General features: G+C 47.0%; 10 protein-coding genes and 1 pseudogene. 10 read left to right on the top strand and 1 reads right to left on the bottom strand.

Features of this window, described 5'->3' with window-relative positions:
• The 4 genes from QZ147_RS00770 to QZ147_RS00755 form a co-directional block, all read left to right on the top strand.
• The coding region (locus tag QZ147_RS00770; protein ID WP_295146142.1) for a type I restriction-modification system subunit M at positions 1 to 754 on the top strand (754 nt) is incomplete at its 5' end.
• Positions 747 to 1997: a restriction endonuclease subunit S gene (locus QZ147_RS00765; protein WP_295146140.1), complete on the top strand. Its 1251-nt coding sequence runs from the start codon at positions 747 to 749 to the stop codon at positions 1995 to 1997. The genes QZ147_RS00770 and QZ147_RS00765, both read left to right, overlap by 8 nt.
• Before the next feature lie 12 nt (positions 1998 to 2009).
• Entirely contained in the window at positions 2010 to 5105 is a 3096-nt protein-coding gene (locus QZ147_RS00760; protein WP_295146139.1) for a type I restriction endonuclease subunit R, read from the top strand.
• A 130-nt stretch (positions 5106 to 5235) separates the two neighbouring features.
• Positions 5236 to 5664 carry an EamA family transporter gene (locus QZ147_RS00755; RefSeq protein WP_295146138.1) on the top strand — a complete coding sequence of 143 codons (429 nt, stop codon included), beginning with the start codon at positions 5236 to 5238 and terminating at the stop codon, positions 5662 to 5664.
• Positions 5665 to 5814: 150 nt separating this feature from the next.
• Here the strand turns inward: QZ147_RS00755 and QZ147_RS00750 are convergent, their stop codons facing one another.
• Positions 5815 to 6282, bottom strand: coding sequence for a methylated-DNA--[protein]-cysteine S-methyltransferase (locus QZ147_RS00750; RefSeq protein WP_295146137.1), 468 nt, complete (start codon positions 6280 to 6282; stop codon positions 5815 to 5817).
• Between the two features lie 86 nt (positions 6283 to 6368).
• Between QZ147_RS00750 and QZ147_RS00745 the strand changes: the two genes are divergently transcribed.
• The 6 genes and pseudogenes from QZ147_RS00745 to QZ147_RS00720 form a co-directional block, all read left to right on the top strand.
• Entirely contained in the window at positions 6369 to 9017 is a 2649-nt protein-coding gene (locus QZ147_RS00745) for a bifunctional aconitate hydratase 2/2-methylisocitrate dehydratase (protein WP_295146135.1), read from the top strand.
• A 130-nt stretch (positions 9018 to 9147) separates the two neighbouring features.
• A complete protein-coding gene (locus QZ147_RS00740; protein ID WP_295146134.1) occupies positions 9148 to 10350 on the top strand; it encodes an ankyrin repeat domain-containing protein in 1203 nt (400 codons plus the stop codon).
• Entirely contained in the window at positions 10347 to 11099 is a 753-nt protein-coding gene (locus tag QZ147_RS00735) for an SDR family NAD(P)-dependent oxidoreductase (RefSeq protein WP_295146132.1), read from the top strand. The genes QZ147_RS00740 and QZ147_RS00735 overlap by 4 nt, the downstream gene beginning before the upstream one ends.
• 16 nt (positions 11100 to 11115) lie before the next feature.
• Complete coding sequence (locus QZ147_RS00730) at positions 11116 to 12834, top strand: Na+/H+ antiporter NhaC family protein (RefSeq protein ID WP_295146131.1); 1719 nt, start codon at positions 11116 to 11118, stop codon at positions 12832 to 12834.
• The gene (gene trmA, locus QZ147_RS00725; RefSeq protein WP_295146129.1) at positions 12835 to 13953 is read left to right on the top strand and encodes a tRNA (uridine(54)-C5)-methyltransferase TrmA; all 1119 of its coding nucleotides are present in this window, start codon (positions 12835 to 12837) and stop codon (positions 13951 to 13953) included.
• Positions 13954 to 14058: 105 nt separating this feature from the next.
• Positions 14059 to 14184 (top strand): annotated as a pseudogene (locus QZ147_RS00720) (ClbS/DfsB family four-helix bundle protein); the annotation flags it as partial.
• Positions 14185 to 14191: the final 7 nt, after the last annotated feature.

Raw genomic sequence — 14191 nt, 5'->3', positions numbered from 1 at the left:
CAACATTAATTACTCTAAATTTCACATAGAGCTCGGCGATACGCTACTAGATCCAAAACTTAGCGACGATAGGCCTTTTGACGCTATCGTTTCAAATCCCCCTTACTCCATCAACTGGATCGGTAGCGATGATCCTATACTTATAAACGATCCTAGATTTGCTCCTGCGGGCGTCCTTGCGCCAAAAAGCAAGGCTGATTTTGCCTTTATCATGCACGCGCTTAGCTACCTTTCGGCAAAAGGTCGCGCGGCTATCGTTAGTTTTCCGGGTATTTTTTACAGAAGCGGCGCTGAAAAAAAGATCCGCGAATATCTCGTAAAAGAAAATTTCGTCGAGACCGTCATCGCGCTCGCGCCAAATCTTTTTTACGGCACGTCGATAGCTGTAAATATCCTTGTTCTTTCAAAGCATAAAACCCAGACTAAAACGCAGTTTATCGATGCTAGCGAGTTTTTTGAAAAAAGGACGAACAACAACGTCTTAACTGATGAGCACATCTTAAAAATAATAGATCTGTTTGATAAAAAAGAGGATGTAGCTCACGTCTGCGCGCTTGTAGATAATGAAAAAATAGTTCAAAACGACTATAATCTAGCTGTTAGCTCCTATGTCGAGGCAAAGGATATGCGCGAGGTTATTAATATAGACGAGTTAAATTTGCAAATAAAGCAGACCGTGGCTAAAATCTCAAATTTACGCGAGCAAATCGACGAGATAGTTGCGCAAATAAATTTGGACGGCGAAAATGAGTAAAATTTTTGATTTGATAAAAAGGCTTTGTCCGCAAGGGGTGGAGTTTAGGGAGCTTGGGGAGATATGTAAATTTAGGCGCGGTAAATTTTTATCAAAAAGTGATAAAGATTTGGGAGATATTCCTATGATTTTATACGGCGAGCTATATACTACTTACAGCGATTATATAAATAAAATAGCGTCTTATACCTCAAAAGAGCGCGCTCAAAAAGCTAGTGTTGCAATTTTTGGAGATTTAATATTGCCTATTTCTAGTACTACAAAGGAGGCTCAGATAGGCAAAGTGTCTGCTTTAATGACGCAAACGCCTGTATATATAGGCGGAGATACGTTAATTTTATCTCATAATCAAAACCCTGGTTTTTTGGTTTATTACTTAAATTCTAAAAAATTTGAAAAAGAAAAAATGAAATGCGTGAGTGGAACTACGGTAACGCACCTTTCGCCGTCAAAGCTGGCTAAAATCAAACTCCCCATACCTCCTCTGGAAGTTCAGCGTGAAATAGTCCGTATTTTGGACTCTTTCACTCTGCTTACAGCAGAGCTTACAGTAAAGCTTACAGCAGAGCTTACAGCTAGGAAAAAGCAATACGAATTTTATCGCGACCATCTTTTGAACTTTGATAAGGCTCAAGAAAAAATTGAATGGATGACAATAGAAAATGTCTTTATTATGAAAAACGGCTATACTCCCTCAAAGGCAAATAAAGATTTTTGGGAAAATGGAACAATACCTTGGTTTCGCATGGAGGATATTCGCGAAAACGGTAGAATTTTATCTGACTCTATACAGAAAATAACACCTCAAGCTGTTAAGGGCGGTAAATTAATCCCTAAAAACTCAATTATCGTCGCGACCACCGCGACGATCGGCGAGCATGCGCTCGCAATCGCTGATTCATTTTTAATGAATCAGCGATTCACGTCTTTTACAATACGTGAATTGCTAAAAGACAAACTTGATGTCAAGTTTGTCTTTTATTATTTCTTTAAAATTTGCGAATGGTGCAAACAAAATACAAATTCTAGTTCTTTCCCTTCTGTGGATATGGCAAAACTTAAAAACGTAAAATTTCCTATACCCCCAAAGTTAATCCAGCACAAAATCGTCGAAATCCTTGATAAATTCGACACGCTAGTAAACTCCATAAGCGAAGGTTTGCCCCGAGAGATAGAGCTAAGGCGCAAGCAGTATGAGTATTACAGGGATTTGCTCTTAAATTTTAAAGAAAAATCAGCCTGAAAAGGAAACGAAATGACCGAAACTAAACCCATAGCCGAGAGTAAAAATTTTATAGTCTTGGACGTTTATGAAAAGATAATCCAGCCCTTAACCTACCAAAGCGAAGCGGATATGGAGCGCGAGCTGATAAACGACCTTGTCGCGCAAGGCTACGAATATGCAAAAGATATAAACTCTCCTGCAAAACTACTGGAAAATTTAAAACAGCGACTGGAAAGCCTAAACGAGGTTAAATTTACGCCTTCTGAGTGGACTAGACTGCTTGGCGAATATCTTGATGCGCCAAACGACGGCGTAAATGAAAAGACTCGCAAAATCCAAGATAATCACATTTATGATTTTGTTTTTGATGATGGGCATATACAAAATATCTACCTTCTCGATAAGAAAAATATCGCACGAAATAGCGTGCAAGTAATTAATCAATTCGAGCAGACGGGCGCGCACGCAAATAGATACGACGTTACTATCCTGGTAAATGGCCTGCCGCTCGTGCAAATCGAACTAAAAAAGCGCGGCGTGGCGATAAGAGAAGCATTCAATCAAATACACCGCTATGCCAAAGAGAGCTTTAATGCGTCAAATTCGCTATTTAAATACCTGCAAATTTTCGTTATCTCAAACGGCACGGATACGCGGTACTTTGCAAATACCACAAAGCGCGACAAGAGTAGTTTTGATTTTACTATTAATTGGGCAGATTCTAAAAATTACCCCATCAAGGACATAAAGGATTTTACTGCGACTTTTTTAGCCAAAAACACGCTTTTATGCATATTGATAAAATACTGCGTATTTGACGCGAGCGATACCTTGCTAATCATGCGTCCATACCAGATCGCAGCAACCGAGCGTATACTGTGGAAGATAAATAGCTCGCATCTTGGCAAATGCTATGCAAAGCCGGATGGCGGCGGATATGTCTGGCATACGACGGGATCAGGCAAAACGCTAACCAGCTTTAAGGCGGCAAGGCTCGCTACGGGGCTTGATTTTATAGATAAGGTCTTTTTCGTAGTAGATCGTAAGGATCTAGACTATCAGACGATGAAGGAGTATCAAAAATTTCAAAAAGATAGCGTAAACGGCTCGGCAAGCTGCGCCGAACTAAAACGAAATACGGAAAAAGACGACGGCAAAATAATAGTAACGACCATACAAAAGCTAAATAATCTAATGAAAAGCGAAAGCGAGCTGGCTGTATATCAAAAGGAGGTTGTTTTTATATTTGACGAGTGTCACCGCTCGCAGTTTGGCGAGGCGCAGAAAAATTTAAAGAAAAAATTTAAGAGATTTTTCCAGTTCGGTTTTACGGGCACGCCGATATTTCCGCAAAATGCGCTAGGAGCGGAGACGACGCAAAGCGTATTTGGAAGCGAGCTTCACTCGTATATATTAACCGATGCCGTACGAGACGAAAAAGTGCTTAAATTTAAGGTTGATTATAACGACGTAAGGCCTAAATTTAGAGAATTTGAGACCGAAAAAGATGAGCTAAAACTAAGCGCTGCGGAGAGCAAAGAGGCATTTTTGCACCCTGATCGTATAAAGGAGATTTCGCAGTATATCTTAGATCATTTTAAACAAAAAACACACCGCCTAAACGCAAGTGGCAAAGGTTTTAACGCTATGTTTGCGGTAAGCTCTATCGAGGCTGCAAAAGCTTACTACGAGGCGTTTAAAAATTTGCAAAAAGATAAAGAGCGACCGCTAAAAGTAGCGACGATTTTTTCATTTTCGCAAAACGAGGAGCAGGGCGTTGCCGGCGAGATAGCGGACGAAAATTTTGAACCCGAGACGATGGATATGAGCTCAAAAGAATTTCTAAATGCGGCGATAAAAGATTATAACGCCTATTTTAGGACGAATTTTAGCATCGATGGTAGGTCGTTTCAGGACTATTATCGCGACTTAAGCGAGCGTATGAAGAAGCAGGAGATCGATCTGCTTGTAGTCGTGGGTATGTTTTTAACAGGATTTGATGCGCCTACCTTAAATACGTTATTTGTGGATAAAAATTTACGTTATCACGGTTTGATACAAGCGTTTTCTAGGACAAATAGAATCTTAGATACCACTAAGACCTTCGGCAATATCGTGACTTTTAGAGACTTGCAGCAAGCTACGATCGATGCCATCACGCTTTTTGGTAAAAATAGCACCAAAAACGTGATACTGGAAAAGAGCTACAAAGAATATATGCAGGGCTTTACCGATGCCGCTACCGGCGAGGCTAGGAGGGGATTTTTAGAGGTTACGAGCGAGCTTGAGACGCGTTTTGCTGATCCTAGCAGAATAGAAACGCAAAAGGATAAAAAGGATTTTGTTAAGCTTTTTGGCGAGTATCTTCGCGTAGAAAATGCTCTGCAAAACTATGATGAATTTGCAGCATTGCAGGCTTTGCAAGGGATAAATTTGGATGATGAAAATGCCGTACGCGAATTTAAAGAAAAATTTTATCTAAGCGAGGAGGATTTGCATGAGATGCAAGCCATAAAAATACCTAGCGTGCGAGCGCTCCAAGACTACCGCTCTACCTACAACGACATAAGAGACTGGCTAAGAAAAGAAAGAGCAGGCGAACGTAAAGAGGCGCAAAAGATAGACTGGGACGACGTGGTTTTTGAGATTGATTTATTAAGGTCGCAGGAGATAAATTTAGACTACATTTTGGGGTTGATATTCGAGCACAATAAAAAGATAAAAGATAAAATCGCGCTTACCGAAGAGATCCGCAGGATCATTCGCGCTAGCCTAGAAAACCGCTCTAAAGAGGGGCTGATAGTGGACTTTATAAACAATACCGATTTGGACGAGTTAAAAGATAGAGCAGGCGTCGTGGAGGCGTTTTTTAAATTTGCAAAAGGCGAGATGTCGCGCGAGGCGGCGGAGCTAATCGACTCGCTAAATTTAAACGAAAGCGCGGCAAAAAGATATATAAGCAAATCGCTAAAACGCGGATACGCAAGCCCAAATGGAACCGATTTAAATGAAAGCTTGCCTAAAATGAGCCCTCTAAGTCCGAAGTATCTAAGCGCAAAACAAGACGCGTTTGAAAAAATCGCTTTTTTCGTGGATAAATTTAAGGAAGTTGGTGTTGAGGTTTGAGGCGGGCCTAAAATTTACCCATTTTTTAAGTTGAGTTCAAAACTGCAAGATAAAACAATAGGCAAAAAACTACCACCAATTCGAGCTCTCACAGCGTCAAATTTGACTATAATTTCGCAAAGGATAAATCATGCAAGAGTGGGCTTTATGGGCGCTAGCTTCGGCGGTTTTTGCCGCGCTTACGGCGATTTTCGCCAAGGTCGGGCTTGAGGGTATAGACTCAAATTTCGCGACCTTTATCAGGACGCTCGTTATCGCTGCGGCTCTGGTTTTGTTTCTCACGTATGCTAAAAAGTGGCAGCCGCTTGGCGAGCTAAGCGCGCGAAACTGGCTATTTTTGACGCTTAGCGGACTGGCCACCGGCGCGTCGTGGTTGGCGTATTTTAAAGCGCTGCAAATAGGCTCCGCGTCGCAGGTAGCGCCGATAGATAAGCTCAGCCTGGTTTTGGTCGTCATTTTTGCGGTTATATTTTTAGGCGAGCGCCCGAGCGTCAGAGAGTGGATAGGTATCGCGCTGATTGCTAGCGGGGTGTTTACGCTTGTTTTTGCAAATAGATAGCTTGCGCATAAATTTGATTTGAGTTAAATTTACCAAATTCGGCGAGCATAAAAGCGCGGTTTGCTAGCAAAATTTCGCGTCAAATTTGTGTCCATCAATCACAAATTTGATATGCACATTGTCAAATTTCAACCGAAAAAATACAAGCTATCAAATTTTTCCCTTAAATTTCGCTTCATGCTCCAAAAGCCAAATTTTAGTCGCCAGCCCTTCGCCGCCGCTATATCCGCCAAGGCCGTTTGAGGCGACGACTCTGTGGCATGGCACGATGATCGGGATTTTGTTTTTTGCGTTTGCCGAGCCCGCCGCGCGAAACGCCCTCGGTCGCCCCGTCATCGCTGCCAACTGGGCGTACGTCACGCGCTGCCCGTAAGCGATCTTTTGCAGATTTTCGTAAACGCACCTCTGAAACGCCGTGCCGCCGATATTTAGCCGCGTTTTAAAAGTTTTAAGCTCGCCTTTAAAATAACTTTCAAGCTCGCTTAAACAGAGCTTTAAATTTGCGTCCGTTACATCCGTGCGGACGAATTCTCGCACGAAATTTAGCTCGCAAACTCCGCTCTCGTCGCCGCAAATCTCCAAAACGCTGATAGGCGAGTCAAAATACGCTTTTTGCATAGTAATTCCTTAAAATCAAGTGCTTAAATTTAGCCAAATTTCGCTTTGTTTTGCTAAAATTACGTAAATTTTAATAAGGAAAAACGATGGATTTTTTTACCGAATACGAAAAACACGTAAAAGAGCGCGAGGCCCTAGGCGTGCCGCCGCTACCGCTAAACGAGGAGCAGACGAGGGAAGTCTGCGAGCTTGTAAAACAAGACGGAAGTAGGCGGAGCGAGCTTATAAATTTACTCGCAAATCGCGTAAATCCGGGCGTAGACGACGCGGCGAAGGTAAAGGCGGAGTTTTTAAACGAGATTATAAATCACGGGCTTGAGATAAGCGGCCTTGATAAAATCGCCGCCGTAAATTTGCTGAGGCCTATGCTTGGAGGATACAGCGTCATCGTGCTGCTTGAGAGTCTAAAAAACGCCGACGAGGCCGTGGCACAGGCTGCCTGTAACGTGCTAAAAGAGACGATTTTCGTGCATGATTATTTTAACGACGCGGCAGAGCTTGCTAAAAGCAATAAATTTGCGCTAGAAGTTCTGCGCTCGTGGGCGGAAGCGGAGTGGTTTAAGGCACGCGAGAGCCTGCCTAGGCGTATTAGAGCGGTCATATTTAAGGTCACCGGCGAGACCAACACCGACGATCTAAGCCCTGCTAGCGAGGCCTACACGCGCTCGGATATCCCACTGCACGCAAATGCGATGCTAGTTAAGCGTCAGCCGGGCAGCCTAGAAACGATCGGCGAGCTCAAAAAAAGCGGGTTCGAGGTCGTCTACGCGGGCGACGTCGTGGGCACCGGCAGTAGCCGAAAGAGCGGCATAAACTCCATCCAGTGGCATCTCGGGCGCGAGATAGAGGGCGTGCCGAATAAAAAAACGGGCGGTATCGTGATAGGAACGGCGATCGCGCCGATATTTTTCAACACCGCCGAGGATAGCGGCGCGCTGCCCATAGTAGCCGACGTAAGCGCGCTAGAAACGGGCGACATCGTGGATATCTGCCCGTACGCGGGCGAGATATTGCGCGTCGGGCGGGTAAATTTGAGCGCCGAGGGTAAATTTGACGCGGTTTCAATTTACGGCGAAGCTAAATTTGAAAATTTAAACGAAAACGAAAAGCTACAAGGTGAGCCCGTCGCTCGTTTTACGCTTGCGCCAAACACGATATTTGACGAGATTAGAGCCGGCGGGCGTATACCGCTCATCATCGGCCGCTCGCTTTGCGGTAAGGCCAGGGCGGCGCTAAATTTAGGTGCGGAGGATATATTTGCGAAGCCCGCGCAGCCGCAAACGGATGAGAGCGAGGGCTACACGCTAGCTCAAAAGATCGTGGGCAAGGCCTGCGGCGTGCGGGGGGTCAGGGCATGGCAGTACTGCGAACCTGCAACCCTAACCGTAGGCTCGCAGGATACCACCGGGCCGATGACGCGCGACGAGATCAAGGAGCTAGCAAGCCTCGGATTTTCGGCAGATTTTGTTTTGCAGAGTTTTTGTCACACGGCGGCCTATCCGAAACCTAGCGACCTTGAAACGCAAAAGACGCTGCCTAAATTTATGAGCTCGCGCGGCGGAGTGAGTCTAAGGCCCGGCGACGGCGTCATACACTCGTGGCTAAACCGTATGGTGCTGCCTGATACCGTGGGCACTGGCGGCGACAGCCATACGCGCTTTCCTATCGGAGTGAGTTTTCCCGCGGGTAGCGGACTGGTGGCGTTTGCGGCGGTGTCCGGGGCTATGCCGCTAAATATGCCGGAGTCCGTGCTTGTGCGATTTAGCGGGCGACTGCAAAAAGGCGTGACGCTGCGCGATCTGGTAAATGCGATCCCGTACTACGCGATCAAGCGCGGGCTACTCACGGTCGAAAAGAAGGGCAAGAAAAACGTATTTGCGGGTAAAATTTTAGAAATCGAGGGGCTGGAGGAGCTAAAAGTCGAGCAGGCGTTTGAGCTAAGCGATGCCTCGGCGGAGCGCTCTGCGGCGGCCTGCGCGGTAAATTTGAGCGAGCAGAGCGTCGCTGAATACGTCCGCTCAAACGTCGCTCTCATCGAGGCGATGATAGAGGCCGGGTATGAGAGTAGGGCGAGCCTGGAGCGCCGCGCGGCGAAAATGCGCGAGTGGCTAGCGGCGCCTAGCTTGCTGCGAGCCGACAAGAACGCGCGCTACGCCGAGGTGATTGAAATAAATTTGGACGAGATAACCGAGCCCATCCTAGCCTGCCCGAACGACCCCGACGACGTCGCGACTCTGAGCGAAATTTTGGCTAGTAGCTCGCGCCCGCATAAGATCGACGAGGTATTTGTGGGTAGCTGTATGACCAATATCGGCCACTACCGCGCGCTAGGCGAGGCTCTGCGGGGGCTTGGGACGCTGCCCACTCGCCTTTGGATCGCGCCGCCTACCAAGATGGATCAGGCGCTGCTAGAAAAGGAGGGCTACTACGATATCTTTCGCGCGGTAGGCGCTCGCACGGAGGTGCCGGGCTGCTCGCTTTGCATGGGCAACCAAGCCCGCGTAAACGACGGCGCGACCGTGTTTTCTACCTCGACGCGAAATTTTGATAACCGCATGGGCATGGGCGCGCGCGTGTATCTTGGTAGCGCCGAGCTAGCGGCCGTTTGCGCCGTGCTGGGCAGGCTACCTAGCGTCTCAGAATATATGAGTATAGTGCCCCAAAAGCTTGCGGGCAAAGAGGCGCAAATTTATCGCTATTTAAATTTTAACGAGATAGAAAATTTTAAATTTTAGGGGTTTACGGGCGGAAATTTCGCGCAATTTGCGCTTTGTCGCTAGAAAAATTTTAAAATTTCGCGCGCTTTTTAGCCGCGCTAAGTTATTTTTTGTTAAAATTAGACCATTTTAAATTTAAGGACGGCTAGTGAAAATTTTACTCGTATTTTCGGCGTTTTTAGCCATTTTAAGCGCCGAGGGCTTAAACGTCTGCGATAAACTTACGAAAGAAAATTTCGCTAAGCAAAATTTCGTTTTGGAAGCGGACATGGCCGAATGCGACGGCTCGGCGTTAAAAATAGAGCAGCTCGGACGGCTGTTTGAAATCTCGAAAAATATCCGCGGAGAACGCCCTAACTGCGTGGGTTCTGGCGTTTTTAACAAAAATTTAAACGCGCTTATTTTTAAAATTTTACAAGCTAGCTTCGCGCCCGAAAGTTACGCTAAAACGCTTGCCTCTCCGCAAATCGCCGAAGCCGCAAAAGACGCGCAAACGCGGTATTTTCGCTACTGGGCGCACGAGTCGCTTTATAATTTTTTAGCGTATAAAGAATTTTTTAAAGCTTACGGCGACTCGCTTACGCCCTTAGTAAAATTTTACGAAAATAAGGGCATCGATTCGGCGAGCGCGGCATACTACGCGACTAACGTCGCAAACGAATTTTTAACTTTCGCCGTCGGAACGCCTAAAAATAGCGCCGAGCTAACAAGAGAGCAAAAGTCGGTAATTAGCGGGGATTTGGAGCAAATTTCAGCTGAACTTTCTAGAAATCTTAGCGTCGCCGAACTTACCAAAATGCTTGATATAGCGCTTTTATACGAAAGAGACCAGCAAATTTTGCGCGCGCTTATAAACCGTGGCGCGAGCGTTAATTTCGGCGATGAGACGCCGCTTTTTTATGCGCTGAAAAACCCGAAAAATATGGAGTTTTTATTAAAATTAGGCGCGAATGCGAACGCTAAAAACAGCTTCGGCAAGACGCCGCTTTTTTACGCGGTGGGCTTTAACGACGAGCGCGCGGTTAAAATTTTACTAGCCGCAAACGCTGACGTAAACGCTCGCTATATCGACGAAAATACCAAAAACGCGCTTTTAAATTTAGGCGGCGAAAATTTAGGGGCGTGCGCGTTAGAGCACACTTCGCGCTCGGTTTTGATGCATGCCGCCTCTCACGCGGGGGCTAAAATTTTACAAATTTTAATAGACGCGGGCGCGGATATTTCAGCGATCGACGATGCGGGATTTAACGCAATGGACTATGCGCAGGCCGCAAAAAACGAGGCTGCGATTAAAATTTTAAAAGATTTGGGGCTGCAATCAAATTTCGATAACGAAAGAGGCGAGCAATGAAAAATTTAGGCACGGCATTTATCACGGGTGCTACGAGCGGCTTTGGCGAGGCGATCGCCAGGGCGCTTAGCGCGCAGGGCTATAAGATCATAGCACTCGGGCGGCGCAAAGAGCGGCTACAGAAGCTAGCCGGCGAGCTTGGCAATACGCACATTATCGCCGCGGATATTCGCGATAAAGCTGCGGTCTTTGATGCCGTGAGCGCGCTGCCTGAAAATTTCAAAGACGTCGAGGTGCTCGTAAATAACGCAGGCCTTGCGCTCGGGCTTGAGGGGATCGCGCAGACGCCCGTAGAGGATTTGGAGACGATGGTCGATACGAATATCAAGGGCGTGCTGTATTCAACCAAGGCGGTGCTGCCGCTGATGATCGCGCGCAAAAGCGGCTATATCTTCAATCTCGGCTCGACTGCGGGCGCGTGGCCCTATCCGGGCAGCCACGTTTATGGCGCGAGCAAGGCGTTTATCAAGCAGTTTAGCCGCAACATCCGCAACGACCTGCGCGGCACGGGCATCCGCGTGACGGAGATCGCGCCTGGTATCTGCAAGAGCGAGTTTAGCGAGGTGCGCTTTAAAGGCGACGTAGCGCGCGCCGCAGCCGTGTATGAGGGGGTCGATGCGATCCTGCCCGAGGATATCGCGCAGATCGTGCTAAGCTGCCTAGCGATGCCCCGTCGTGTAAATATCAACGTCGTAGAGGCGATGGCGACGCAACAGAGCTGGGCGGGGCTTTTTATCGAAAAACACTAAAATTTAAAGGAAAAAAATGAGGAAATTTTTATTACTGGCGCTCTTTTCGGTCGCTCTTTTTGCCGTGGACGAGGCGACCAGGCAGAAAAACGCTGAATTTTTCGGCTTCTGGACGCTTATACCGCCCGTCGTAGCGATCGCGCTCGCTTTTATTACCAAAGACGTGATTTTATCGCTTTTTATCGGCGTTTTTAGCGGTACGTATATGTTAGCTATTATCGATAATAACGCTATTTTGGCGTTCGTAAGCGGTTTTACCGATCTGGTGGCGCGTGTGGTTGCTTCTATGGCTAGCAGCGGTAACGCGGGCGTACTTTTGCAGGTACTTTGTATCGGCGGCGTGGTAGCGCTAATTACCAAAACCGGCGGCACGAAAGCCGTGGCGCTTTGGATTAGCAAGCGCGCGAAAACGGGCGTTTCGGCGCAAATTTCGACGTGGTTTATGGGGCTTTTCGTATTTTTCGACGATTACGCAAACGCCTTAATCGTAGGTCCCGTAATGCGCCCGATTACGGATAAATTTAAAGTTAGCCGCGAAAAGTTAGCCTTTATTATCGACGCTACCGCCGCGCCGATCGCGGGTATCGCGATAATCTCTACTTGGGTAGGCCTTGAAGTGTCTTTGATAAAAGCGGGCTACGATCATATCGGCGTGCAAAACGTAAACGCTTTCGCGATTTTCGTAGAGACCATGCCGTACCGCTTTTACAATCTTTTTATGCTTGCTTTCGTGGTTTACGTAGCGCTTATGCGTAGGGATTTCGGGCCTATGCTAGCTGCCGAGCGCCGCGCCGCCGCGGGCGAAATTCATGCTAAAACTTCAAATATCGCCGAGATCGAGGATAAGACGCTAGAGCCCAAAGAAGGCATCGCACCGCAAGCCTCAAACGCGATTATTCCGCTTTTGGTGCTGATTTTCGGCGCTTTTGCAAGCTTTTATTTTAGCGGACTAAACTCTCTTGAAGGAGACGCCCTTGCCGCCGCGAAAGCCACTCCGCTAAGCTTTACGACGCTTCAGGCGACGTTCGGTAACGCAAATTCCTCGGTAGCGCTTTTTCAAGCGGCGCTTTTAGCTACGATCGTGGCGATATTTATGAGCGTTTACCGCAAAATTTTCGACGTTAGAGAGGCGATTTCTACGTGGGTTAAAGGCTGGAAAACGATGATTATCACGGTCGTTATTTTACTGCTTGCGTGGTCGCTAAGCTCTGTTATAAAAGAGATAGGCACGTCGCTTTACCTAGTCGATATGCTAAGCCAAAGCACGCCTAAATTTTTACTGCCCGTGGCCATTTTCGTGCTCGGTTCGTTTATTAGCTTTTCTACCGGTACCAGCTATGGCACGATGGGGATTTTAATGCCGCTTGCCATACCGTTAGCAAACGCCGTAGGGCTTCATTACGAGCTTGCGGGCGAAGCGATGCACGCGTATATGATCGTAAATATCTCAGCCGTGCTTACGGGCGCGATATTCGGCGATCACTGCTCGCCGATTTCGGACACTACTATCCTATCTTCGATGGGCGCGGCATGCGGACATATCGAGCACGTAAATACGCAGATGCCTTACGCTCTTGCAGTGGGCGCGGTCGCGATATTAGTCGGTTATCTTCCGGTTGCGTTCGGGCTTAGCGTATGGATCGCGCTGCCGCTCGGTTTACTAGCCACGTGGGCGCTGGTGCGATTCGCGGGGAAAAAGGTCGACGAAAACGTCGGCGCGAAGGTGGAAGCGTAGTTGCGGTGCGCGCATTTTGGAACGTGCGGCAGTTGCACGCTGGATATGCCTTACGGCGAGCAGGTAAATTTTAAACGCGAGCTAATCTCGCGGGAATTTGCGCCGTTTTACGGCGGCGAATTCGAATTTTTCGCTTCGACTCCGCAAAATTACCGCACGAGAGCGGAATTTGGCATCTGGCACGAGAGCGACGAGATTTACTACACGATGCACTCGCGCGAAAAAGGTAGAAAAATTTTAGTAAGCGAGTGTCCTAAGGTCTGCGAACAAATCGCCGAGATTATGCCGCGGTTGCTTAACGGGCTTAGAGCGAGCGAAATTTTAAGAGAGAGACTCTTCGGTGCCGAGTTTATCTCGTGTTCTAGCGGGATTTTAGCTACGCTGCTTTATCACAAAAAGCTTGACGCAAACTACGAAGGAGCGGTAAAAATTTTAGCGCGCGAGCTAGGCGTAACGATACTCGCTCGCTCTCGCGGGCAAAAAATTTTAAGCGGCGAGCTAAATTTGATCGACCGACTGGAAATAGGCGGTAAATTTTACGAATTTAGTCTATCTGAAAACGCGTTTATTCAGCCTAATCGCGCCGTAAACGAAAAGATGATAGAGTGGGCTGCGGGCTGTGCAAATTTAGGGCGTAAAAATTTAAGCATGGATTTATTAGAGCTTTACTGCGGACACGGAAATTTTACGGTGCCCTTGGCGCAGAAATTTCGCCGCATTTTAGCTACCGAAATTTCAAAAAGTTCGATTGCAAACGCGCTTAAAAACTGCGAACTAAACGGCGTAAAAAATATCTCGTTTTTGCGAATGAGCGCGGACGAACTGATGCGGGCGTTTGCGGGGGAAAGGGAGTTTAACAGGTTAAAAGAGCTTGATTTGGGCGCGTTTAATTTTACGCATATTCTAGTCGATCCGCCGCGCGCGGGGCTTGAAGAAAGCGTCGTAAATTTTATCAAAAACTACAAAAATATAATTTATATTTCCTGTAATCCGCTTACACTAAAACGCGATCTAGGCGCTCTTTACGCTACGCATGAAGCGGCGAAATTCGCGGTATTCGATCAATTCGCGCATACGGAGCATATCGAGTGCGGCGTGCTTTTGAGGGCTAGGCGTTGAAAAATTTATAAAGATAAAAACGAGCTAAAAACCGAGATTTTAAGTAGTTTTGGAAAATATATCGGCGAATTTAAAGACGTTGGCGAGGACAAGAGAGACGAACTGCGCTGGGCGGATGAAGCTACGAAGACCGCCGTCTGGGAGGTATATAAATTTATTCGCGTAAATACGGTCGCTCCGTTTAGGACGTTTAGAGCTAAGATTAGAGCATGGAAAAGACAGCAAATTTAAAGGAATT

It is taken from the genome of uncultured Campylobacter sp., from assembly GCF_905371695.1.
Classification (GTDB): domain Bacteria; phylum Campylobacterota; class Campylobacteria; order Campylobacterales; family Campylobacteraceae; genus Campylobacter_A.
The sequence above is the reverse complement of the archived record's forward strand: the minus strand, read 5'-3'. Positions and strand labels throughout refer to the sequence as shown.

Excerpts from the sequence above, each read along its gene's own strand:
- QZ147_RS00765 (WP_295146140.1), top strand. The coding sequence starts at position 747 with ATGAGTAAAATTTTTGATTTGATAAAAAGGCTTTGTCCGCAAGGGGTG.
- QZ147_RS00760 (WP_295146139.1), top strand. The coding sequence starts at position 2,010 with ATGACCGAAACTAAACCCATAGCCGAGAGTAAAAATTTTATAGTCTTG.
- QZ147_RS00755 (WP_295146138.1), top strand. The coding sequence starts at position 5,236 with ATGCAAGAGTGGGCTTTATGGGCGCTAGCTTCGGCGGTTTTTGCCGCG.
- QZ147_RS00750 (WP_295146137.1), bottom strand. The coding sequence starts at position 6,282 with ATGCAAAAAGCGTATTTTGACTCGCCTATCAGCGTTTTGGAGATTTGC.
- QZ147_RS00745 (WP_295146135.1), top strand. The coding sequence starts at position 6,369 with ATGGATTTTTTTACCGAATACGAAAAACACGTAAAAGAGCGCGAGGCC.
- QZ147_RS00735 (WP_295146132.1), top strand. The coding sequence starts at position 10,347 with ATGAAAAATTTAGGCACGGCATTTATCACGGGTGCTACGAGCGGCTTT.
- QZ147_RS00730 (WP_295146131.1), top strand. The coding sequence starts at position 11,116 with ATGAGGAAATTTTTATTACTGGCGCTCTTTTCGGTCGCTCTTTTTGCC.